The sequence below is a fragment of the Celerinatantimonas marina genome (genome assembly GCF_046054165.1).
Taxonomy (GTDB): Bacteria; Pseudomonadota; Gammaproteobacteria; order Enterobacterales; family Celerinatantimonadaceae; genus Celerinatantimonas.
Genome location: NZ_JBFNXK010000009.1, coordinates 115,777 through 139,647 on the forward strand (window position 1 = coordinate 115,777; position 23,871 = coordinate 139,647).

General features: G+C 35.1%; 19 protein-coding genes and 1 pseudogene. All 20 read right to left on the reverse strand.

Going from position 1 to position 23,871, the window contains the following annotated elements; translation table 11 throughout:
- Positions 1 to 200: 200 nt before the first annotated feature.
- The gene (locus ABUE20_RS11650; RefSeq protein WP_408620099.1) at positions 201 to 2,300 is read right to left on the reverse strand and encodes a YjbH domain-containing protein; all 2,100 of its coding nucleotides are present in this window, start codon (positions 2,298 to 2,300) and stop codon (positions 201 to 203) included.
- A gap of 19 nt (positions 2,301 to 2,319) precedes the next feature.
- Entirely contained in the window at positions 2,320 to 3,057 is a 738-nt protein-coding gene (locus tag ABUE20_RS11655) for a capsule biosynthesis GfcC family protein (protein ID WP_408620100.1), read from the reverse strand.
- Complete coding sequence (locus ABUE20_RS11660) at positions 3,054 to 3,728, reverse strand: YjbF family lipoprotein (protein WP_408620101.1); 675 nt, start codon at positions 3,726 to 3,728, stop codon at positions 3,054 to 3,056. Before ABUE20_RS11660 ends, ABUE20_RS11655 begins: the two co-directional genes overlap by 4 nt.
- Before the next feature lie 58 nt (positions 3,729 to 3,786).
- The gene (locus tag ABUE20_RS11665; protein WP_408620102.1) at positions 3,787 to 4,143 is read right to left on the reverse strand and encodes a hypothetical protein; all 357 of its coding nucleotides are present in this window, start codon (positions 4,141 to 4,143) and stop codon (positions 3,787 to 3,789) included.
- 411 nt (positions 4,144 to 4,554) lie between these two features.
- Positions 4,555 to 5,724 (reverse strand): nucleotide sugar dehydrogenase, encoded by a 1,170-nt coding sequence (locus ABUE20_RS11670; RefSeq protein WP_408620103.1) that lies wholly within the window; start codon positions 5,722 to 5,724, stop codon positions 4,555 to 4,557.
- A gap of 250 nt (positions 5,725 to 5,974) precedes the next feature.
- Positions 5,975 to 7,366 carry an undecaprenyl-phosphate glucose phosphotransferase gene (locus ABUE20_RS11675; RefSeq protein ID WP_408620104.1) on the reverse strand — a complete coding sequence of 464 codons (1,392 nt, stop codon included), beginning with the start codon at positions 7,364 to 7,366 and terminating at the stop codon, positions 5,975 to 5,977.
- A 99-nt stretch (positions 7,367 to 7,465) separates the two neighbouring features.
- Positions 7,466 to 8,836, reverse strand: a complete 1,371-nt coding sequence (gene cpsG / locus ABUE20_RS11680) for a phosphomannomutase CpsG (RefSeq protein ID WP_408620105.1) — start codon at positions 8,834 to 8,836, stop codon at positions 7,466 to 7,468.
- A complete protein-coding gene (locus ABUE20_RS11685) occupies positions 8,836 to 10,239 on the reverse strand; it encodes a mannose-1-phosphate guanylyltransferase/mannose-6-phosphate isomerase (RefSeq protein ID WP_408620106.1) in 1,404 nt (467 codons plus the stop codon). The genes cpsG and ABUE20_RS11685 overlap by 1 nt, the downstream gene beginning before the upstream one ends.
- A gap of 164 nt (positions 10,240 to 10,403) precedes the next feature.
- Positions 10,404 to 11,498, reverse strand: a complete 1,095-nt coding sequence (locus tag ABUE20_RS11690; protein WP_408620107.1) for a glycosyltransferase family 4 protein — start codon at positions 11,496 to 11,498, stop codon at positions 10,404 to 10,406.
- A complete protein-coding gene (locus tag ABUE20_RS11695; RefSeq protein WP_408620108.1) occupies positions 11,498 to 12,217 on the reverse strand; it encodes a WecB/TagA/CpsF family glycosyltransferase in 720 nt (239 codons plus the stop codon). Before ABUE20_RS11695 ends, ABUE20_RS11690 begins: the two co-directional genes overlap by 1 nt.
- A gap of 279 nt (positions 12,218 to 12,496) precedes the next feature.
- Positions 12,497 to 13,606 carry a hypothetical protein gene (locus ABUE20_RS11700; RefSeq protein ID WP_408620109.1) on the reverse strand — a complete coding sequence of 370 codons (1,110 nt, stop codon included), beginning with the start codon at positions 13,604 to 13,606 and terminating at the stop codon, positions 12,497 to 12,499.
- A gap of 221 nt (positions 13,607 to 13,827) precedes the next feature.
- Positions 13,828 to 14,634: a glycosyltransferase gene (locus tag ABUE20_RS11705; RefSeq protein ID WP_408620110.1), complete on the reverse strand. Its 807-nt coding sequence runs from the start codon at positions 14,632 to 14,634 to the stop codon at positions 13,828 to 13,830.
- Between the two features lie 64 nt (positions 14,635 to 14,698).
- Entirely contained in the window at positions 14,699 to 15,673 is a 975-nt protein-coding gene (gene fcl, locus ABUE20_RS11710; protein WP_408620111.1) for a GDP-L-fucose synthase, read from the reverse strand.
- Between the two features lie 2 nt (positions 15,674 to 15,675).
- Positions 15,676 to 16,794 (reverse strand): GDP-mannose 4,6-dehydratase, encoded by a 1,119-nt coding sequence (gmd, locus tag ABUE20_RS11715; protein WP_408620112.1) that lies wholly within the window; start codon positions 16,792 to 16,794, stop codon positions 15,676 to 15,678.
- A 29-nt stretch (positions 16,795 to 16,823) separates the two neighbouring features.
- Positions 16,824 to 18,068 carry a glycosyltransferase family 4 protein gene (locus ABUE20_RS11720; protein WP_408620113.1) on the reverse strand — a complete coding sequence of 415 codons (1,245 nt, stop codon included), beginning with the start codon at positions 18,066 to 18,068 and terminating at the stop codon, positions 16,824 to 16,826.
- A gap of 9 nt (positions 18,069 to 18,077) precedes the next feature.
- A complete protein-coding gene (locus ABUE20_RS11725) occupies positions 18,078 to 18,989 on the reverse strand; it encodes a sugar transferase (protein WP_408620114.1) in 912 nt (303 codons plus the stop codon).
- Between the two features lie 18 nt (positions 18,990 to 19,007).
- Entirely contained in the window at positions 19,008 to 20,240 is a 1,233-nt protein-coding gene (locus ABUE20_RS11730) for a protoporphyrinogen/coproporphyrinogen oxidase (protein ID WP_408620115.1), read from the reverse strand.
- Complete coding sequence (locus ABUE20_RS11735) at positions 20,237 to 21,148, reverse strand: hypothetical protein (protein ID WP_408620116.1); 912 nt, start codon at positions 21,146 to 21,148, stop codon at positions 20,237 to 20,239. The genes ABUE20_RS11730 and ABUE20_RS11735 overlap by 4 nt, the downstream gene beginning before the upstream one ends.
- Positions 21,145 to 22,437, reverse strand: coding sequence for a flippase (locus tag ABUE20_RS11740; RefSeq protein ID WP_408620117.1), 1,293 nt, complete (start codon positions 22,435 to 22,437; stop codon positions 21,145 to 21,147). The genes ABUE20_RS11735 and ABUE20_RS11740 overlap by 4 nt, the downstream gene beginning before the upstream one ends.
- 137 nt (positions 22,438 to 22,574) lie before the next feature.
- A pseudogene (locus ABUE20_RS11745) lies at positions 22,575 to 23,701 on the reverse strand (ISAs1 family transposase).
- Positions 23,702 to 23,871 lie beyond the last annotated feature (170 nt).

Consider the following 23,871-nt stretch of genomic DNA (forward strand, 5'->3'; position numbering starts at 1 on the left):
AATGGCAATCTCTGCCCACTTCCCTATGCATGAGTCATTTTTAAAATAGATATACCCAAATAAAAAGGGACTGAGCGCTTTCACGGTCAGTCCCTTTTCTCTTCAACCAATACTTGTTCAGATATAAATATGGATTACTACCTTCCCGATATTGGCCCAATATTGGTTTAAGTAGCCTTTATTAAAAGTACATCATAAAGCTACTGCTTACGCGCCTGGATTTCATTATATCCACGCTGTTCAACGACATTATACAATTCATACTTACGAATCAGTTTCTGTCCACCATCACGTGTCAACGGTGTCCATCCCAGCGTTCCTCGACCAACAGTCGAAGTAGTCGTAATCTGATCGAACGGGAATGAAATGAAGATCCCTTTAGTAAAGCTACCTTCACCGTACTCTTCACTACTCACATTCGTCAATGTTGCATAGGCACCAATTCTGAAACCATTACTGAATTCACGGATCATGGTCAAGGTTGCACCTTTATCTTTTGCCAGATAACGACCAATGTTTAGTTCAGCTGTGATATGTTCCCATGGAAGTTGATAATAAAGATTCAAATGCCCAGTGGTTGTTTTATAATCCCGGAAACCAAATCGTTCATCGAAATCACGCTGACGAACCGCATTCATATCCACGCCCACAGCCAATGGACTCCCCAATGGACGATAAAGTACTTCACCACCAACACCACCATACATATACTCCAGATATCCACCATAGACTTGGGTATACCAATTATCGGCCGGGTGACCAAAATAGGTTGCCTGCAAGTCATTAACCCCAATATCCGATGTGGTCAAATATTCACGAATATAGGTTCTGACCCGAGGTAAATTACTGGGAGCATCATATTTGAATTTATCGTAGTTGTTGAGCATATTGACCGATAACGATCCACTCAAGGCGAAGTTATCCGTAAGTTGTAGATTGGCACCACCTTTTAAGATCACCTGATACAGCCAGAAACCATCCGGTCCCCCCATACTTTGGTTCAACCCCGGAGTCAGTGAAAAACTCAACGGGTCATACGGTTTATGCCATACTTTTTTACCTTCCGGAGGCAGTGCATTCGTTGTCGCAGTAAAAGTTGATACCTGATTGAAATCGTAATCGCCATCATGTGTTTTCTTGAATGCATCTCGTCCGATATGGGTTTCTGTTACTTCCATCCCATCTTCTTTCTCGATCATCCTAAACTGGCGAGTTTCAGAACCCGTCGAATTATAAGCAACCGCAGCACTCCGACGATCCGCATCTTTACGATCTCGATATTTCGTTTGAGTCCCGACCACAGTTAATGCGTGTGGACTCTGATAAATAGCTTCTGGTTTAAGCCCAGCATTATCAGCGAACTCTTTCGCGATTTTATCCCAATCCTGATTATCTGAAGATGTAGCAACGGCTTTTAACGGTTTAGGAGCCGGATCATGCTTATACTTCACGACATCATTAACAATATTGGCATGTAATGTCACACCAAAGGCAAAGGTATTTCCACGTTCATAAGCGAGCTGCACATTCATAAAACGAGCGGGTTTTAAATTTAATGCAACATTCCAACGTGACGATTGGTCTTGATTATTATCTCTAGGCTCATTCTGATAATCATTGCCATCAAACTCCAGTTTGACACTCAGCGGTTCCCAAGGGGTTTGATATTCAATCCCGCCAAAGACCGATGTTCGCTGTCCCCGGAAAAAGTCATCAAAATTGACTTTACCTGCACGAGTAACGTCACTACTCCCATTTGATCCCCTAGTACACATCTTACTAGAGGCCCGGCAAAATGGGTTGGATAAATCCCCTGCCGACCCCATATACCCCCAGCCGAATCCCATCGTAATATCAAAAGGCCCGACTCGCTTAGTCGCATTGATGAATTCCGAAGAAAATAGTCCTGTTCCCCCTAAATCCCGAAAACCCACGGCAATATCCGGCATATAATAACTTTCTTGCCAAATTCTAAATTTAGCATCGACCCCTTTATCTTTATAATGTTGATCACCGGAAAGGGACTCCGGACCATAAGCCCGGTTGGTAACATTTACATACCGAATGGTTGCATTCATCCAAGGAACGGGCTGCAAATTCACCGCCCCAAAAATATATGGATCAATACGGGTATAGTTGAAACTAACATCACCATCCGTAGCCATTCGCGCTGTTGGCATCTGGATTAATCCAATCCCCCCAAAATCATAGCGAGACGGTTCTACCTTATCTGACCAGGCTGCCCATCCTGACACTGGCAGCAAGCACACGCAGACACATAAATATTTTGAAAATTGCATAAACGGTCCGTCGATAATATTAATGAGGAAGTTCCTGAGCCGCATATAATCTCAACATCGATTGATTAAAGGCCTGATAATGATGAAATAAAGTATCTTTTAAAGGAACATAAATCACACTACCGGGAGCCAGATAGGCTTGTTCACGATTCCAGTAGCTTACACCAACCCGATAAAATGTCGTATCAGGGCTAACAACCCAAACATAACTGGGATCAAAACCCGGTAAACGATTAATTTTATTCATATACTGTGCAACAGTCTGTCCGGGGACAAAAGGCAATGAATCCGATTCGGCGGCGCCTCCCACCGAAACAGTATTCGGCCTAAGCGGCGCAACAAATGTATCATCCTGCTGCAAAGGACGATTTTGATTCGGGATCAGATCCACTAAATCCCAATCAAATCGCTCTAATACACGCCCTGTTGCAACAAATTTTAAGATCTGGTGATGCAACGATGTTCGAGTTTCCGTGTTAAATCCGCCATCATCCAGTTGATAAAGTAATGCCCACCGCAAACGGTTTTGCCAACGCTGTTCATCACGACGCAGCAATGCAATGCCCAATCGATAAGCCTGAGGGCTTAACTGCCACTGATTAATCACAGTAGCTAAGCGGCTTTTCGATGGAACTTGATACGTTTGAGGGTGAACAAATTGGCCTTGAGTCATCACTTGCAAGGCCATATCGCCGGCAACCGCCCGACCAGCGATTAAGCCAATTAATAAAGCTATCCATCGGAGCTGATTTATCATTGTAAGTCTCGTTGGAATGGTTTTAACAGAGTCAAAGTAAAAGGAGGTAAGGTAGGGATCGGGCGTTGTACCGATTTCCAAACCAGCCCATGCTGATCGAGCCAATAGTGATTCACCGTATGATAATTCAATGCCGGAATCACGTAATCTTCATCCACCTGAATCAATTGTTTAGCATGATTAGCAATATTTTGCTGAACGGTGCCTTTAACAGTATAGTGAGTCTGGAAGGGTAGTCCGTACTGATATCCTGGCATCATGTCCACATAACCACTTGCCTTATAATTGGCTTTGGCTAATCCATCTAATCCATCCGCCAATGGGTCGTGACGATCAAATGTAATATTACTAATATTGGCATCTTGTAAATGCTCTGTGCGAATAATACGCCCATAACGGGTCACTAAACTTTCTTTATTACTAGAAATCCAAACTCGTTCAGGACCACTCACCTTGGCCAACACAACCATTGCCCGAGGTTCATCTCCCAACCGAATATAAGTGAGTGAATAGGGTATTTGCGCCAGTTGAGCATCACTCATCGTCGCATCAGGGGCCTTAATTAACGCATCTTGAAACATTTGGTAAGCCATATGGCTGTCACTGGTACATCCTTCCAATAACAAAAATATACTGGCCAATAATCCATAGTGAAGAATCGGTTTCATCATAAAATTGCAACATAAGAAAGGCCAGCAAAGCTGGCCTTTTGCTTAAACAAACACAACCTTAGTTGGTTCCGGTTGTACCAGTCGTACCCGATGTACCTGATGTTCCTGTAGTACCCGAGCTAGAGTTGTTATTGTTAGAAACAATAGCAACCGTTGTTCCTACAGCAGCCGCTATACCAATTGCCGACAGTGTAGAGATCGTACCAGACCCTAAACCGACCGCAGTCGTACTTCCCGCAACAACTCCTCCGGCACCACCAGCACCACCAGCGCCTGCTCCGGCACCACCAGCACCTGAACCTGAATTGATGACTGATGCAGCCGCTTTCGAATCACCACCAGCAGTTGCAGCCAATACAGGCCCAGCCACCAGGCATGCCGAAGCGATCAATACAGCAATCGCACTTTTCTTCATAGATACTCCTTATACACGTGTATCAGAATGTGCACACTCAATAGTAAAGCAAAATAAATTGCCCTACTAGTGAGTATACAATAATCAATGGGTAACTCTAGATAATCTTAAATCTGATTGAATAGTGATTACTTCTATTTTAATCACAATAAATCATGTCATTTATACATGATGGAAGACTCACAGGAAGGTAAAGGTAATTTAAGTTTATATCTGATTTATCAAAGAAATTTCGATATGAAGGATTCACTCATAAATACCCCATACAAACTTAATTACAAATACGCTAATACAATCTATCTATTCAACTAACTTTAGCTAAATTAAGGTATTTCACCTACTTAGGTAGCAACAACCATCGGGCTACAAACAGTGATTGTAACCCAACAGTGAATATCATCATTCTTCTATCTATCGATCACCACCGAACAAATCTCGGGTATAAACCTTATCAGAAACATCCTCTAATTCATCAGTCATTCGGTTTGTCACAATCACATCACTTATAGCTTTAAACTCAGATAAATCTCGAATTACTTTAGAATTAAAAAATTCATCATCATTCAGCACCGGCTCATAGACCACAACATCGATCCCTTTCGCTTTAATCCGTTTCATCACCCCTTGCATCGCAGAAGCTCGGAAGTTATCAGATCCAGATTTCATAATTAACCGATAGATACCGACCACACTGGGCTTTTTAGCCAATACAGAATCAGCAATAAAATCTTTACGGGTCGTATTAGCATCGACAATGGCTCGAATCAGATTATTTGGAACATCTTCATAGTTTGCCAACAACTGTTTAGTATCTTTGGGCAAACAATACCCCCCATATCCAAAAGAAGGGTTATTGTAATGGGTGCCAATCCGAGGATCTAACCCCACGCCTTCAATAATTTGTTTAGGATCCAATCCTTTAGTAACCGCATAGGTATCCAATTCATTGAAATAAGCGACCCGCATCGCCAGATAGGTATTAGCAAATAATTTAATCGCCTCTGCTTCCGTCGAATGTGTAAATAAGATCGGAATATCTTTCTTCACAGCCCCCTCGACCAGCAAATTAGCGAACTCTTTAGCACGTTCACTCTGTTCCCCAACAATAATCCGCGAAGGATACAAATTGTCATACAGAGCCTTCCCTTCGCGTAAAAATTCCGGCGAAAAAATAATATGATCCGTGCCAAAACGCTGCTGCACATCTTGAGTATAACCCACGGGAATCGTCGATTTAATCACCATTATTGCCTGAGTATTCACCCGTAAAACTTGCTCAATAACAGATTCGATCGAATGAGTATTAAAATAATTCGTTTTTGGATCATAATCAGTTGGGGTAGCAATAATCACAAAATCAGCAGTTGCATAAGCCGCATCACCGTCCGTAGTCGCTTTAAAATTCAGCATCTTATTGGCTAAAAAATCAGAAATTTCCGCATCTACAATGGGGGATTGTCCCCGATTTAACAGATTCACCTTTTCTTCAATAATATCAACTGCAGTGACCTCATGATGCTGCGCGAGCAACATTGCATTCGATAACCCGACATACCCCGTCCCAGCAATGGCTATTTTCATAATCATTATTCTCTCAAAATCAATAAGCACCGTCGCGCTTTAATACGACGCGAGCCGTTTTAAACAAAATGGTGATATCATACCAACATGATCAGTTCTTTGCGCATTAACTGCCAAAGTAAATCTAATTTATATAATCAGTACTATAATAGACACTAACTCAGTAAACTCCATTATATTTATGATTTTCAAATAAAATCATTACTAAAATATTTTAGTAATTATTCAAATGTCTAAAAATTGAATATATTCAATATACATTTCTACCCATAAATCCTTTAAATATTGTTAGAATAATAATTTTTATATCCAAAAAAATTGACCAATTACGAATATATTCAAGATCATATTCTACTCTTTTTTCCATCTTCTCAAGTGTATCGGTTTCTCCGCGCCAACCATTAACTTGTGCCCACCCGGTAATCCCTGGTTTAACCATATGCCGTAACATATAACCATTAATTACCTTACGGTACATCTCATTATGGGCTACAGCATGAGGACGAGGCCCTACAATAGACATACTTCCTTGAACTACATTAAAAAACTGGGGTAATTCATCTAAAGACGTTTTACGCAAAAAGCCACCAACAGACGTTAACCGACTATCTCCTACTTTCGCTTGGGTTACAACGTTTCCATCTTCCATAACGGTCATACTACGAAATTTCCAAACTTTAATGGGCTTGCCTTGAATGCCATAGCGAGTTTGTTTAAAAAATATGGGGCCTTTAGAGTTCATTTTTATTGTAATTGCAATAAAAATCATAGGAATAGCAATAAGCATCAATATAAATAATGACACGAACAAATCAAAAACTCTTTTTAAAAAACTATTCATTCCATTTAATGGTGTTGAATAAATATTGATAACAGGTAAACCATCTACATTATCAACTCTTGAATTAAGTAATTCAAAAGTAAAAATATCTGGAACATAAAGAACAGTACATGCTGAATCAGATAACTCTCTCATAAGATCGCTAATACAGCTTTGATTAGTTATGGGCAATGCAATATAGATACGTTCGAATTTTTTTTGACGAGATTTTATAATCAATTGATTTAAATCATAAACATGACAAAGTGAGGACACTTCATTGGACTTTATATTTTTTTCTTCATCATAGAAACCTTCAACTTTGAGCCCCATCCATGAATTACGGCGAATCCTTGATGCTAACTCTCCAGCCAGTTCTCCAGTACCAACGATTGCAACATGCCGAATATTATGCCCTCTATTTCGAAAAGAACGTAATAGTTTACGGGTCAAATATCGATACCCTAGCAAAACTATCCAAGTAACAACAAACCAAGTTAACTGATGACGACGTCCATAAAATATATTCTGATCTAAAATTGTTACAATGCTAACACCAATAAAAGCACTAAAAAACCAAATTAAGGTAACCTGCCATGCCTCAGAAAAGAAAGGAGTAGTTCTCCATGAAACATAAAAATGTTGAAACTCAGATATAAAATAAAATATTAATATAGTACCAATAGCTAATAAATACATACTTGTGGGAATATAATGATATCCATAAGCTATTAACAAAGTTGATATGAAAATAACAACAAAATCCATAAATCGAGTAATAGCCCCAATATTGGCACGCCAGTTATAGATTAAATTATTCATTTTACTCCACGTTATATTACATTCCCTAAAATACAACTAACAACAACATTAATAATTAACACTAAATCAATATAAATAATAGTTATACTCTTATACACACTATTGTCTCAGTAACTCTAGTATTTCTTCTGTTTTACGTTGCATTAATTGGATATTAGCACGCGATTCCACATTTAACCGAACCACGGGTTCCGTATTTGAACTGCGTAAATTAAAACGCCAGTCTTTAAATTCCAGACTAATTCCATCGGTTTCATCCACATGAAGTGCATCACATTCATACGCCGCCCGAACACGCGCAATCGCTTGCTCAGGGTCCACTAGTTTTGAGTTAATTTCACCTGATGATGGATATGCCGCAATACGCATTTGCACCGCCTGCGACAAGCTTAAATTTTTCACACACAATAGTTCGGCAACTAATAGCCAAGGGATCATGCCACTGTCACAATATCCAAATGTTTTAAAATAATGATGCGCACTCATCTCCCCCCCATAAATCGCATCTTCACTACGCATTCGCTCTTTAATAAAAGCATGACCCGTTTTAGACATCACCGGAACACCGCCCGCATGCGTTACGACATCGATAGTATTCCAGCTCAAACGGGGATCATGAATAATTCGGCTTCCGGGTTGTTTTTGCAGGAAAGCTTCAGCCAATAGCCCGACAATATAGTAACCTTCAATAAAGTTTCCGTTCTCATCAAATAAGAAACAACGGTCAAAATCGCCATCCCAGGCGATCCCGAAATCAGCACCATATTTAATAACGGCATTCGCTGTATCAGCTCTATTTTCAGGCAGTAAAGGATTAGGGATCCCATTAGGGAAAGAGCCATCTGGTTGATGATGTATTTTTATAAACTCAATCGGAACATTTAATTGGCTAAACCGTTTTTCTAAAGCATCAATCACATGCCCTGCAGCACCATTGCCTGAATTAACAACTAGTTTTAAAGGATTAAAATGCTTAGGAGTAATATATGAAATTAAGTGATCAACATAGGCATCTAAATGATCTAGCTCAGTCAATGTTCCTCGCAGGAGTTCATCAACCGGCACAAAATCATTAGCTTCTACCAAAGACTGAATATCCCGAAGCCCGGTATCACCACTAATGGGTCGAGCACCTTCCCTGACCAACTTCATACCATTATAGTTCATGGGATTATGACTTGCCGTCACCTCAATACCGCCATCGACAGGGAGAACCTGAGCCGCATAATAAATCTCCTCAGTACCAGTCATCCCAATATCGATGACATTTACTCCCCCATCCATTAACCCATTAGCAAGGGCCTGCTTTAATGATTCAGAGGAAAGACGAACATCCCCCCCTACAATAATGTTCTTTGGTTGAAGATGCTGGGCATAGGCTCGGCCAATACGATACGCAATATCTTCATTTAATTCAGAACCTAATTCACCTCGAATATCATAGGCTTTAAAACAATTTAATCGACTCATTAATACCCTACTCCATCAGAATCCAAGCGCACAATATCGTCTTCTTTCAGATAAATACCACTACGAACTTCTATAATCACCAAAGGAACCTTCCCTGGATTTTCAAACGAATGAGATGCCCCGATAGGAATATAAGTCGATTCATTTTCACTTACTAAATAGCTCTTATCGCCATTACGTACGCGTGCCGTCCCACTCACAACAATCCAGTGCTCTGCTCGGTGAAAGTGCTGCTGCAAAGCAGTATGCTGTCCGGGTTTAACCACTACTTTTTTAACGTGATAACGTTCTCCTTCTGCAATAACATCATGACTTCCCCAGGGACGAAACACCTCCCGATGACGCAAATGCTCACAGCGATTCTCAGCTTTTAAACGATCCACAATATTTTTTACCTGTTGAACTTTATCTTTATGAGCAACTAAAACGGCATCTTTGGTCTCGACGATCACAAAATTATCAACTCCTACCGTGGCAACTAATCGGTGTTGAGAATAGATATAACTATGTTGGGTATCCTCAAGCATCACATCACCACGAATTGCATTGCCGTGTTCATCCTTATCGTTCACTTCCCATAATGAACTCCAACTACCGACATCACTCCATCCCGCATCCATTGGGATCACAACGGCATCTTGAGTATGCTCCATAACAGCATAGTCAATCGATTCATCAGGACACTCAGCAAAAATATCTGCATCCAAACGAATAAAATCTAAATCATTCTTAGTATGTAATAATGCATTCTCACAAACAGATAATATATCAGGACGATAGCGACGTAATTCTTCAATATAACGAGAGGCTTTAAATAAAAACATGCCACTGTTCCAAAAATAATCACCACTTTCTAAATAATTTTGAGCAGTCATTAAATCAGGTTTTTCAACAAACTCTGCCACCTGATATCCCTTACCGATTATTTGCCCCTGACGAATATAGCCATAGCCTGTATGCGCTTCAGTTGGAACAATACCAAAAGTGACCAATTGCCCCTGCTCAGCCAATATCTCTGCTTGGTTGACGGCTTGAATAAACCGAGGCACATGTTGAATCACATGATCCGCCGCAAGTACCAATAACAAAGGATCGTCACCCTTTTGAACTGCTTTCAATGCTGATAAAGCTACGGCTGGAGCAGTATTTCGACCAACAGGCTCCAATAAAATGCCGCTATAATCTGATGATAATTGTCTTAGCTGCTCAGCTACAATAAAGCGATGTTCTTCATTACAGATAAACAGAGGTGCCTGCATATCCAAACTATTTAAACGAACAATAGTGTCCTGCAACATCGTCCGTTCGGAAACTAATGATAAAAATTGTTTAGGGAATGTAGTCCGCGAAAGTGGCCATAGACGGCTACCAGAGCCACCACACATAATGACAGGAAGAATCATTATTTATTACCTTATTCTTTATAACATGATGATGTTAATTAGTTTTATACCAGTATCTATTCTCTTATATATATCTATCTTGGGACGAATTTATTTATATATGAAATAAATTTCAACAAAAAGAGATATTTATTTTTACCTAAATACATTTATTTAATTAAAAACTAATTGTCTATAATTAAATCATTATAACAATGATATAATATACGTGATGATTTTTCCCAACTAAAATATTTTAATATTGATGTTTTTTCATCTTGTGTGAAATATTTAGGATACTTAATAGCATTAGCTATTTTCAAAGCTAATTCATTAATGCTTTTAGGATCAACTTGCCATGCGAAACGTGCTGAGATTTCACCTAAGGAAGTAGTTGATGAACAAACAATATTATCGTTAAGGCAAAAGCCTTCTAAAGCTGGCAACCCAAATCCTTCATAAAGAGAAGGAAATATAACGCACAAAGAATTCTTAATTAAAGAATATAATTCTTCATCAGTAACAAAGCCATTATATATTATATTGTCATTATTTTTAATTAATCTAGTGAATTCTGAAAAAGCATTTCCTTCCTTACCACATACAATTAATTTGACATCTTTATCTTTAATTAAGTTAAATGCCCTAATTGACTCTATAATTCCCTTTGAATGCTCTATCACTCCCCAATATAGAATATATTTTGAAGGTAATCCACTCGGACGATTGATACTTAAGTCGATTTTTTCCAAACAATGCTCCGCCCCCAAATAGGTAACAACTATTTTTTCAGGTTTGATATGAAAGACTTCCTGGATGGTTTTTTTAGAATAAGCACTAACAGTTATAATCTTATCCGCTCGTCTAGCTGACATGAAGCCAATTACTTTTCTATATGCGATCTGGATCGGAGAATATTTTTCTGGAACAAACCATTCTGCTAAATCATGAATAGTAACAGCATACTTCTTTCCTAATTTAAACAAGATAGGCAACGTATTATTAATATGCACCAAATCATATTTAATAACATAAAAAGGAAATACAAACGCGCAAAAAAGATGCCGAAATATCTTTCTATTTGGAATCTTAACAATCCTTATATTAACTCTATCACTATCCAACAATTTTCTATAATATTTATATTGCCAAGAACCACAGAATAGAGTCACAAATAAATCATCATATAATTTTAGCAGTGAGGATAATTGTTCAACAGTATACCTCTCAACGCCTCTCATATTCTCATTAGCAGTGATCCCAAAAAAAGCCACTTTCATTATATTGACCTTAAATATTTCAAGAGAAAAAATGGATAAATAATCAGATATCGATAGGCAAGTCTCTGTGGTTCTTTAAAAAGTCGATAAAGCCACCTTAGATTTAACTTATTAACTATATCAGGATAATATTTTTCCCCTTTCATAACTGTTTGATCGATAAATCCTCCACATGTAAAACCATATCCTTTCCATCCATAATTACTTAAGTCTATGAGAAATTTCTCTTGATATGGACTCCCCATACCAACAACGACAACATCAACTTTTCGATCCGCAATATTTCTTATTAATTGAGAGCGTTCTAAGTCAGATTTGAAAAAACCACTAGAAAATAATGATATATTAATATTGGTATATTTATTTTTCAAAAAATCGACAAAGACGCCAATATTTTCATCCGTAGTACCCACAATCGAGACTCGCTTTTCTTGTTCTACACAAAAACTAAAGACTTCATCAGCTATGGATGTATAGTCAAAACTATATCTACTGATAGTATTTTTATTAAAGAGATTCTCTAAAATAACTAGAGATACGCCATCAGCACAAACAGTAAACTGATTATTATAACTGGAACTATCTAATAATTTTTTAATAAGAAAATAACTACCAGGGTTTGCAAATGTATACAGTCCTGTATTTAACTTAAAATTTGATATCCGCATATATTTTATTTTGTCGATTAACTTTTGAAATAAATAGAATAAATAAACCATACTTATTTTTTAACAGAAGATGCAGTGATATTTATCATAAATAAACATAACAAAAATCAAAATACTCTTTTACAAAAAATTATATTAATAAATAACATATCACCGCAAAATAATAAATATTTTAAATAACTCCTATCAGGATTAGCAAAACCAAATAATGTATTATTACAGGTAAGTATTACATATATTATTATTACATATATTATTATTAAATATAATATATAAAAAAATATCAAAAAGCTAAGTATCTAGAACAATTTTATCTTTAAAAATACTACCTTATAATTTCATACAAGGACGTGAATATTTACAAAGCTTATACGACATAGTTTTTTCATGAATAAATTCACCGAATATAAAAAATGACATGTTTAAAAAACAATTTGGTAAAAATGTTTCATTAAATCCGTATACTGTATACATAAGCAAGATCCCTACTTCAACCATTCTGTTTTTATCATACATATATTTAATAACTATTATATTAAATATAATCCATAGGATAGAAGATATGACCCCTACTTGAATAAGCATATCAATATAAGCACTATCTAAAACCCAATAATTACTACTACTCATATTTTCATAAATATGCTGCCCTAACAGTTTAATATCATATCGATTTAAATAAGCATTATTCTGAGCAATACGTCCTTGAAATAATGCATCAACAAAAAATAGTAACCGATATTTTTCATAGTACAAGCCAGTAAATAAAGAAACTAACATTAGTATTAGAGGAGACAGAATACAACTGTACTTTATTATTAATATATTTTTAATAGCTTTGATTTTAAATAGTAAGATAAAAATCAGAAAAAATAATAAAGAGACAAATCCAGTCCTAGAGCCAATATACTTATACGCAAGATAACTTAGAATTATCAATGCGAAAATATTACGAATCTTAAGACCATCTCTTTTAAAGAGTATATATAAACAGATAATAGCAGTATAAGCTACGTACAAAATATTATTACGTTTAAGTATGGATTGCCATTCTCCATCTATATATCTAGTTGTTTCTTGACCAGATCCAGATCTAAGTAACGCAATAATAAGGAATAATGATCCTATATAAAAACAAATTTTATAAACATTCTTAATTTCTATGAGATCCTTCATTGCAACAAGAGTCATAATAGAGAAAAAAACGGCATATTTACCATTAGTAATAACTAAAACTAAAGAATAAAATAATAATACAGAAAAGATATAAAAATAATTTCGGCTATATTTTTTATTACTAATATTGTCACAAAATACGATTACAGAAATAACACCCATTACCATTAGTATTTTACTATCCGCTGTAATGTTCATTATTTTCAATATAAAGAGTGGAAGAAAATAGATTAAAAATTTAAGATCTTCTCTGTATAACTTCATTTAAAGTACAATCCTTTCATTGATAGTTATAATTTTTACTTAATCAAATTACTAAATATTTGAAATCTTATATGGGAATTATCTAAAAATTATTATCTTCAAACAAGATGAAATTGATACTGTCAAAATATTAAACAAATAACAAATAACAAATAACAAATAAATGAAAATTTCTGATTGATGAAAGTATATATAATAATTTCCTATGTGAAATATTATATCTATACATATTTATATTTTAACTTTCTATATAAATGCATTATCCTTTTTTTATCTAAAAAGACAATCAATCGACTTTTTATAATAAAAAATGGATAATTTATCATCATTAAACAAAAACCATATTTCGGACCATTTTTTTTAAATGAAGATATTCTATCTTGATAAGATCTAATCGAATTTATACAACTAATACCACCCAGTTGACATATAGCAATAGTTTGATTTAACTTTTTAAATAAAACTCCATTAACATAACAAGCATATGTGAAATCAAAATCAGCACTTATAACTAAGTTTGTATTATAGTTAGTTTTTGCATTGAAACACTTTCTTGGATAGAGTATTGCCTGATGATTAAATGGATTATGTTTTAAAAAACAGCTGACTGAATCAATTTTATATATCTTCTCAAATCGATTTCTATCATCATAAAAAATCGCATCACCATAATAGATAATATTACTATCCAATTGATTAGATAATATTAAAGATAAAGAATTTGTATAGAATGCATCCCCTGCATTCATAAAAATAACATGATCACCACTACAGTATTCGATAGCTTGATTCATCGCATCATATATACCAGTATCATTAGATGAAATAAATCTGATAGTATTAGATATAGTTGGATAACATTTATAAAACCAATCTATAAATTCTTTAGTATCATCAGTTGATCCCCCATCTTTGATAATAACTTCTACATTAGAACAATTATGGTGATGCAGAAAATATATAATGGACTTTAATGTTAATCTTAGACCTTCTTTATTATTAAATGTTACAACAATAACACTTATCATAGTATAGATTCTATATAATTAAGAAATACACATGCTACTAGTTCTATGAAAAATAACTACAACTCTAGACACTTCCCCGAAGTTCACTTTCATGATTGCAAAACCATTGATATGCATCACTAATTCCTTCTTCAAGGCCAATTTTCGCCTGCCATCCTAATTTTCGAAGTCGTTCAACATTCATTAACTTCTTAGGCGTACCATCTGGCTTACTCGGATCAGTTTTAATCAATCCATCATAAGAAATAGTCCTAGCAATAGTTTTTGCAAGATCTAATATAGTACAGTCACGACCTGATCCTACATTAATATGACTCAACATTGGCTGAGTATTAGACTCGTAAATTGTACTATCTAAATTCATCACAAAAACACAGGCTTCAGCCATGTCATCAACATGTAAAAATTCACGCCGGGGGGTACCTGTACCCCAAATAACCACCTCTGGATCATTCTTTTGCTTAGCTTCATGAATTCGACGGATTAAAGCCGGTACCACATGGCTGTTTTCGAGATGGAAATTATCCCCTGGACCATAAAGATTCGTAGGCATAACGCTTCGATAATCAACACCATACTGCCGATTATAAGATTCACATAGCTTAATCCCTGTAATTTTTGATATTGCATAGGGCTCGTTTGTTGGTTCAAGATAACCACTTAGCAATGCATCTTCAGCCATTGGCTGCTTTGCTAACTTCGGATAGATACAAGACGACCCCAAGAACAATAATTTTTTTACACCATGCCTGTAAGCCTGGTGAATCACATTGCTTTCAATCATCAGATTGTCATAAATAAACTCCGCGGGGTAAGTATTATTCGCATAAATACCCCCTACCTTAGCGGCTGCCAAATAGACCTCATCTATTTTATTCTGACTGAAAAAATCTTCGACTGCCAATTGATTTCGTAAATCTAACTCCTTAGAATTTTTGGTAATAATATTTTTATAACCCAATTTACGAAGCTGACGCACAATTGCACTACCAACCATACCGTTATGACCAGCAACAAAAACACGACTATTTATACCCATTTCTAATTCTCCATAGCCACTGGGATATCAAAACCATTAGCCTTCATAAATGCATGCTGTTTAGCTATTTTGAGATCTTCTTTCATCATTTGAGAGCACATCTGCTCGACTGTCGTTGCAGGTTCCCATCCTAACTTTCGCTTAGCCTTAGCTGGATCACCAAGAAGCGTTTCGACTTCAGCGGGGCGGAAATAGCGTGGATCGACTCGAACAATAATATCTCCAACATTTATATTTGGAGCATCTTCACCAGAAACAGATTTCACGACACCAATTTCATCTACACCTGTTCCCTGAAACTCAAGTTCTATACCAAGCTCAGAGGCACTCCATATAATAAATTGGCGCACGGAATACTGGCGACCGGTTGCTATGACAAAGTCATCTGGTTTTTCTTGCTGTAACATTAACCATTGCATCTGAACATAATCTTTCGCATGGCCCCAGTCTCTTAAAGAATCCATATTCCCCATATACAAACAAGAATCTAAACCTTGTGCGATATTTGCTAAACCTCGAGTAATCTTGCGAGTTACAAAAGTTTCTCCTCGGCGAGGAGATTCATGATTAAATAAAATTCCATTGCACGCATACATCCCATAACTTTCACGATAATTGACTGTGATCCAATAGGCATATAGTTTAGCAACAGCATATGGAGAACGAGGATAAAATGGAGTCGATTCTTTTTGAGGTGTTTCCTGTACTAATCCATAAAGTTCAGATGTTGAGGCTTGATAAAAACGAGTTTTCTTTTCCAATCCAAGGAATCGGATAGACTCCAATAATCTCAATGTCCCGAGAGCATCAACATCGGCTGTATATTCGGGTGACTCAAATGATACAGCAACATGAGATTGAGCAGCCAAATTATAAACTTCATCAGGTTGGACTTCTTGTAATATTCTCGTTAGATTGGAACTATCAGATAAATCACCATAGTGTAATTTAAGTTTTGGATTATTCTCATGGGGATCTTGATATAGATGATCTATACGCTTTGTATTTAGCGAAGAGGCTCGACGCTTAATTCCATGGACTTCATAGCCTTTTTCCAACAAAAATTCTGCCAAATATGAACCGTCTTGACCGGTGACACCAGTAATTAAAGCTTTTTTCATAATAAATATATACTCATTCTTTATTAAATTTATAAACTGTTACATAAAATTTTTCTGTATAGCTGAATATATTTTTCAGCAATCAACTTACTATCAAAATTTTCAGTTATTTTATTTCTAGCATTATTACATAATTGTTCATATTCTGACGAATAAAGAACCCAATTTATTCCTTCAAACAAGTCAACAACATTACAAGGTTCCGCAAGATAGCCATTTTTTTTATGATCAATAATATCTAATAATCCTGTTATACCGAAAGCTACAACAGGTGTCCCACAAGCCATTGCTTCAGAAGCCGTTTGCCCAAAAGCCTCCTGTCTACTAGGAACAACCATTACATCCACCGCACTATATAATACACGCAAACTAACATCGTCTTTCAATTGACCTAAATAATGGACATGATGTTTAAACGATATAGATTCCTTTGGCTTACTGCTGCCAAAGACAACTAGTTCAATATTTTCCTTATCCAAGTAAGATAATGCCTTAGATAATTCTTTAAACCCCTTATTCAGATCACTCGTAGCATCCATTGCGCCAAAAGCAATCAATTTTTTATCTATAGGTAGATTAAATAGTTCACGTGAATTTAATTTATCAAAAGGAGAATATGTATTTGTATTAATAGGATTAGGTAAACAAACTACTTTATGATGTTTAAATAAACTTGATTCTTTAGCACAATTAGCGATCCACTCAGATACCCCGACAATAACCATTCCCTTTTTTTTGTCAAAAACTTTTTTCTTTCGAAAGAAAATCGAATAACTTAAATCTCTTTCTTTAAGACTTCCTAACACAGGACAACAACCACAAGTAGTCTTGTACTTCTGACAATCCCACATAATGTGACATCCCCCGGTGAATGCCCAATTATCATGTAGGCTCCAAACGATAGGAGCTTTTATTTTAGCTATATCTTCAATACGAAGCATACCACCAGCAATCCAATGCAGATGTACAATATCAGGATTAAATTGATTAATTTTATCTACTATTTCTGAAAAAGGTAGCCAACTAGGACTAAACAAGGTTTGATTGCGATTTTTATATCGATAAATAGGAAATCTATCAATTACAGGGCGAATTTTACTCGATAGTTTTTGTCTAAATGAATCAGGGCCAATTACAGAATAATCATCCGACGATTTATCTTGAACTAACATGTGACTATTTACACCTGATACTAACAGCGATCTATGTAATCGGTACGCAGCTCGTGCTGCTCCTCCAAGAATATCAGAAGTATTTACAATTAAAACTTTCACTGTATGGCCTTAACGAAATAATATTCGTGTGATTTTTTTTATCATCCGAAGTAAAAAGTTCTTTTTTTGTTTTCTAAAAAATTTTTTTATTTCTTCGACTGCTACGGAATTTTCAACAGTGTTTATAGGTAATCTTGGGGAATTAATTTCACATAATAAATCATTCCCATTACTATATTCTTTCCCACAATTAGTACCTGTTCCATCTAAACCTATATTATATACATAAGACTGCGTCGGATTCAAACATAAGCCATTATTTACAAATATAGAGGCATACCAGAAAATAGCCCAAGTATTTATTTCTTGGTTATAGTTAGCTACGACTTGGTTCCAAAATATACCTGACCCATCTAAATCAAATTCTTTTTTCTTATCATCAGACCATTCATTTATAAGAAATTCAGGATTTTTAGTGAAGTATTTCCAACGATCTGCCCACGTGGCCCATCCCCAACAATTCATTACTTTCCAAAAAAAAGCATCATCCTCAACAGGTAAATTAATCGGGTAATTCCAACCACTAATGTGCCACACCTTATCTTCAAATTCGTAAAATACTAATGCGTTATTCATAAAATTAAGAAAATAAGGAGATGTAATCATATCATCTTCAAGAACAATAACTTTACCATATTTTTCAATAATATTACTGACTCCTTCAATAATAGATTGAGCCAAGCCTTTATTTTTTAGGGAATGAATTATAGATACGGATGCAAAGCCATCAATAGTACTTATATAATTTCTTAAATCTAGAATTTTTTTTTCGTCTTTGTTATTTTTTGGACCATCAGAATATATATATAAATCTGTATATAATGCTAATTTATTATTCAATAATGAATTAATAGTCTTTTTCGTATGCTCTAATCTATTATAAACAAATAATACAACAGGAGCCAAATTCAACTCACTCATAAAACCACCTTAGCGAGGTCAAATTTTATTATTAATCTGTGAATATAAATCAAGCGCTTTTTTAATACATATGTCCATATTATAATATTCCCATTCTCCGAATCTACCCAGAGTATAAAAATTAATTTTTTCATCAATATAATTCATAACAGTTTTTCTAGATAGATGATAATTATGGTCAAATACAACATAAGCATGATCAGATACATAATAATCTAAAGGTTCTATTAAATACTCAAATTTTTCCCCTTCATTTTTCATTTTCTGAAAAGAATGTTCACCAACGGCTTCAGTAATTGAATAATTATTTTTTGGATCAAAAAAATTTCCAATATGGATATGTCTATGGAATAACGTATCTTTGTCTGGATGATAGGTCCAAGTGTCTGTATTTCCAGATGTCTTCCATAACATGGTTGAAACTTTGTTATATTTTAACTTAGTTGCCGCAAGTCTAACGTCATCAGGTACATTAGAGAATAAATAAGGCAATATATTGAGCGGCATAGTACTTATAACCACATCAAATTCGATTTCATTATTTAAAATCCATTTATTACCTGTATATACAGCCGAATGAACTGGAGTATCAAAAACAATATTTAGTCCTTTACTCAACGAATCTATAAATGTATTTTGATTATTTGAATTTGGATAATAAAAGGAGCTATGAGGCATTGTATCTCTATTCGATTTAAGAAGTGCCTTAGTAAAGGCATTCTTGTCAGGTAAAGGCAATTTATCTTCAACCCAGTCGGGCATCATTGAATCAGCCTTTTGATTCCAAATTTTTTCATTATAAGGGATGAAATATTCTTCAGCCAACTTTACACCAAACTTACTTTTGAACCAACTTGCCAGATTTTTCCTATCTTCATATCCAGTATTAAAATAATCATTAACCATACTTGTTGCCATTTCAAGATCAAACTTGGCAATCTCTTTCATAGCGAATTCAATGGGATAGCTAACGAGATGCCCTTTAAAATTGATTCTCGACTTTCGCTCAACTTTGTGCCATTGCTCTCTATTAAGAACTTTTTTAAAAACAAAATCTAACACATCTTGATGTTTGGAATTGAAACAATGACCTCCAGTTACATGATAAGATATACCATCGACTGTTTTTGTTCTAGCTATACCTCCTGCCACAGATTTTTTCTCATAAATAGTAACATCATCTCCCCTATTTGTTAAAATTCTTCCTATCGCTAATCCTGAAATTCCTGAACCAATAACAGCTATTTTCATTTAATGAGCACCTTTTTTATCTTACATTTTAATTTGTATGGAATTTTCGAACTAATAAAAGACTTGATAGATAATTTAGTATAACTCGCATAATTAGCTGTAAACCGTATTCGATATACAATTAAATTAATAATACTAGGTATACTGTATTGCAGATTACAATATACCAAGTATTTGAATTTTTTAGATAAGGAATATTTTTTAATATAGTCATTTAAAACAGGCCAATTTTTATTCAATGACATTTGAAAATATTTATCATTTTCATTGTTGACAAGTCTATCGTTACATATTTTCTTTGCCTTAGTTTCAGAAAATAAATTAATCCTTTTTAAATTATTTTTTACAGCTACAGCTACAAGAAAGTGTTCAAAAACCCCCCAATCTGAAAAAAAATTAAGTTTTATATCTCTTTTAAAGTCTTCACTTAATGCAGCCCCAGAGAAACCCAAAAAATCTATGCCATCATTTGGACCATGTATTACATACCTGTTGTCCTTGAGAGCTTGAATATCACTAAAAATAAGGTGGGGATGTGATACTATTGATATTCCTTTGGTACACATTTGCGCATGATTTTTTATTGATAGAAAGAAATTATGATCAAATATCACATCACAGGTAGTCCATATAACAAAATCATTTGGATTTATATATGAATTATTAATTGCATTTAGCAGCACATTTGTTAAAGAAAATCGATAGTTATTTTTTTCTTCTTCAAAAATTTCGTAGTTGAGCATGTATTCATCTAAAGTTTTTTTTACATTCCGCTCTCCAAAAGTTGTTACTATAAGTTTTATATCAACTTCTGACTCGCTGGATAATCTTTCTAAAAAAAGGCGTTGGATTTGATCATTAGCGGACCCATCGAACTCTCTAAATGTTGTAGCAATATAAAAAATCATAATTTATTTACCTTACCTAAATTCAAAAACAGACAACTCTTAAGTTGCACAAAGAACAATTTTTTATCAACCATATATATGGAAAGTGATGTGCAAGCTCGAGCAATAATAGTTGAAAATATTGCGCCTTTAACACCATATTTTGGAATTAAGAATAAATCCAATACTATATTTATAATCAAAGAAACTACAGTTATAAATAATTGAAACTTCAACAATCCATATTTAACAAAATAGCTAGAAAATGGTACTGATAAGTAAAAGAAGAGCAACGAAATAGTTAACCAGTTGAAGTACTCGGACGATTTCACATATGAAATACCGAAAATTTTTAAATAGAAAAAATGAGAACAACACACTGAAATCGCTGCAAGTACAACGCCGATAATAAAAATTATCTGTGATAAAACAGCATAGGCAAAATATTCATTATTAATATTCTTTCTTAAAAAATATGGCGATAATGATTTAATTGTTATTGATGCTGGTATGTATAATATTTCAATCAATCGTATAGCACCTGAATACAAGCCAAGTTGATAAGAATTAAGTATTTTATTAATAATAATTTGATCAATTCGCATATACATCATAACAACCATAGCCGATAAAATTAATGGCCAAGAATCATTAATTAAACTCCTCGCGATGGAAAAATCAAAGCGTTTATAAAAATTTATTTTCTCACTCCAAATATAAGCACACGCATAGCAAATAGCCAGACTAAATGAATCAAAAACAACCACAGAAACAAATAAAATTAAACTTGAATGAGATTTAATTAGATATATTTTAATTACCGATGAAAGTAATAGTTGAATAATTTTACAAATTGATACCAGTTTAATACGTACTTGAGATTGGAAATAAAAGTCAACTACTTCAAAACACTGAAGTAAATAACTAGTGCTAACTATTAATATTAGTACATTTGTATATGTGTTATTTTCTAAGAACGGTAATATAGCAACTATTAAACATATTACACCTATTGCACCTGTCAACTTTAACCAGAACGCAGTACCAAGATAAGCCTCCTTCATATGAGGTTTATTTACAATCTCACGAACAATTATGCTATCCAATCCTAGTTTTGCTATTCCTCCAAATATTGCACTAAAGGCTATGGCATAACTTAAAAGGCCAAACTCTTCTGGTCCTAAGTATCGAGCAACCCAGACACCTATAAATAATCCAGAGATAATTCTTAGAATTTGTTCTACCATCATCCAGGAGGTATTAGTTAAATATTGAAAAAAAATTTTTTGTATTAAATTATCTTTAACCACTATCCCTCCTTGGGATAAATACTATTCAATATATATGACACTAATAAATATAATTATTATAAGTTAACAAAATTCATGCTCATCAATTGATACGCCATTTTTTATCATTGGTCACGGAAACCGCATGAACATTCCCGTCATTCAAGGCTTCCGAGCACCTTACTTAAGTAGTTTTCATCCATCGCGCACCGCATCCTCTTTCGCTGAATGCCACCTTTCGCACTGGTTTCCTGCTTCAATAAGTTAAAACACGCCTGTTGGATCCTTGATAATTCCTCTGCTCGATCGTCTACTCTGATACGGCATTTATCTTCTCTAAATCCCACATCTAATTGCCAGTGCATTGACTCTACTAACCAATGACTTTTGCTCGCATTATGCAGCTCTTCCGCACTCAATTTTTCGAGCTGATGTAGTAGCGTACCGATACCTCTTTCTCTGACGCATGCTCGTTTTCTTGTCTTACGTTGACCATGATGCCCATGCACTTTAATTCTGGCCATTCGTACTCAAGGGCACCTAGCACACTCAAGTCTTCATTCACCAGTGCACATCGCGTCTCTAATCGACCATGACTTTTGTCCTGACTTGAGTAACTATCACCATCAAACTTCATCAACATCGAAGGCTTGTAGTAATCGTTAAATGCCTGCTCTAAACTGCCTTGATTTCCCTTTACTGCCAACAAGTAATCTGCGCTTTTATCCACGATTTTCTGAGCTATTTTTCGTTGGCAACCCATTGCATCAATCGTGATTAAACAACCGGCAATATCTAATATTTCCAGTAGCTTAGGTATCTCCGTGATCTCATTGGTTTTCTCGTTCACTTTTGATTGCGCCAAACAAACACCATTGGCTGTCGCAAACACGTTAACCATATGGATCGTTTGATTACCTTTGGCTTTATTGTAAGAGCCTCTCACCGTCTTTCCATCCACCGCGACAACCTCGCCTTTCGTGAGCTCATGGCAGTCTTTCATCCAGTCAATAAAAGCCGATTGGAACTCTTTCGGATTGAGTAAACCCACCACTCTTGCCACTGTATCAGCAGACGGAATGCCCGCTGAAAAATTGCCGTAATGATTGAGAAAATCTCGTCTCATTTCACCAAAATCAACAATGCCTTCCCATGTATCTTGTCCCGATAAAACACCACAAACCGTCAGCAAAATAATATCTGATAATTTGTGAGTGACTTTGCCCGTTTGTCGGTAATCGGTTAACGCTGAAAAATGCATAAATGGGTTCGTTAAACTGGTCATAAAAAGGCTCCGTTTTTTAATACGAAACCATTAGAAAACAATGAAAATGATCTACAAATCGATCCTTTGTAAATGTGAAAATATGTGAGAGTGGTCAATTAAAATCGAGATAATATAAAAAACTCTATTCTTAGCTCAGCCCTTTAAAATCAGGGATGTTCATGCGCTTT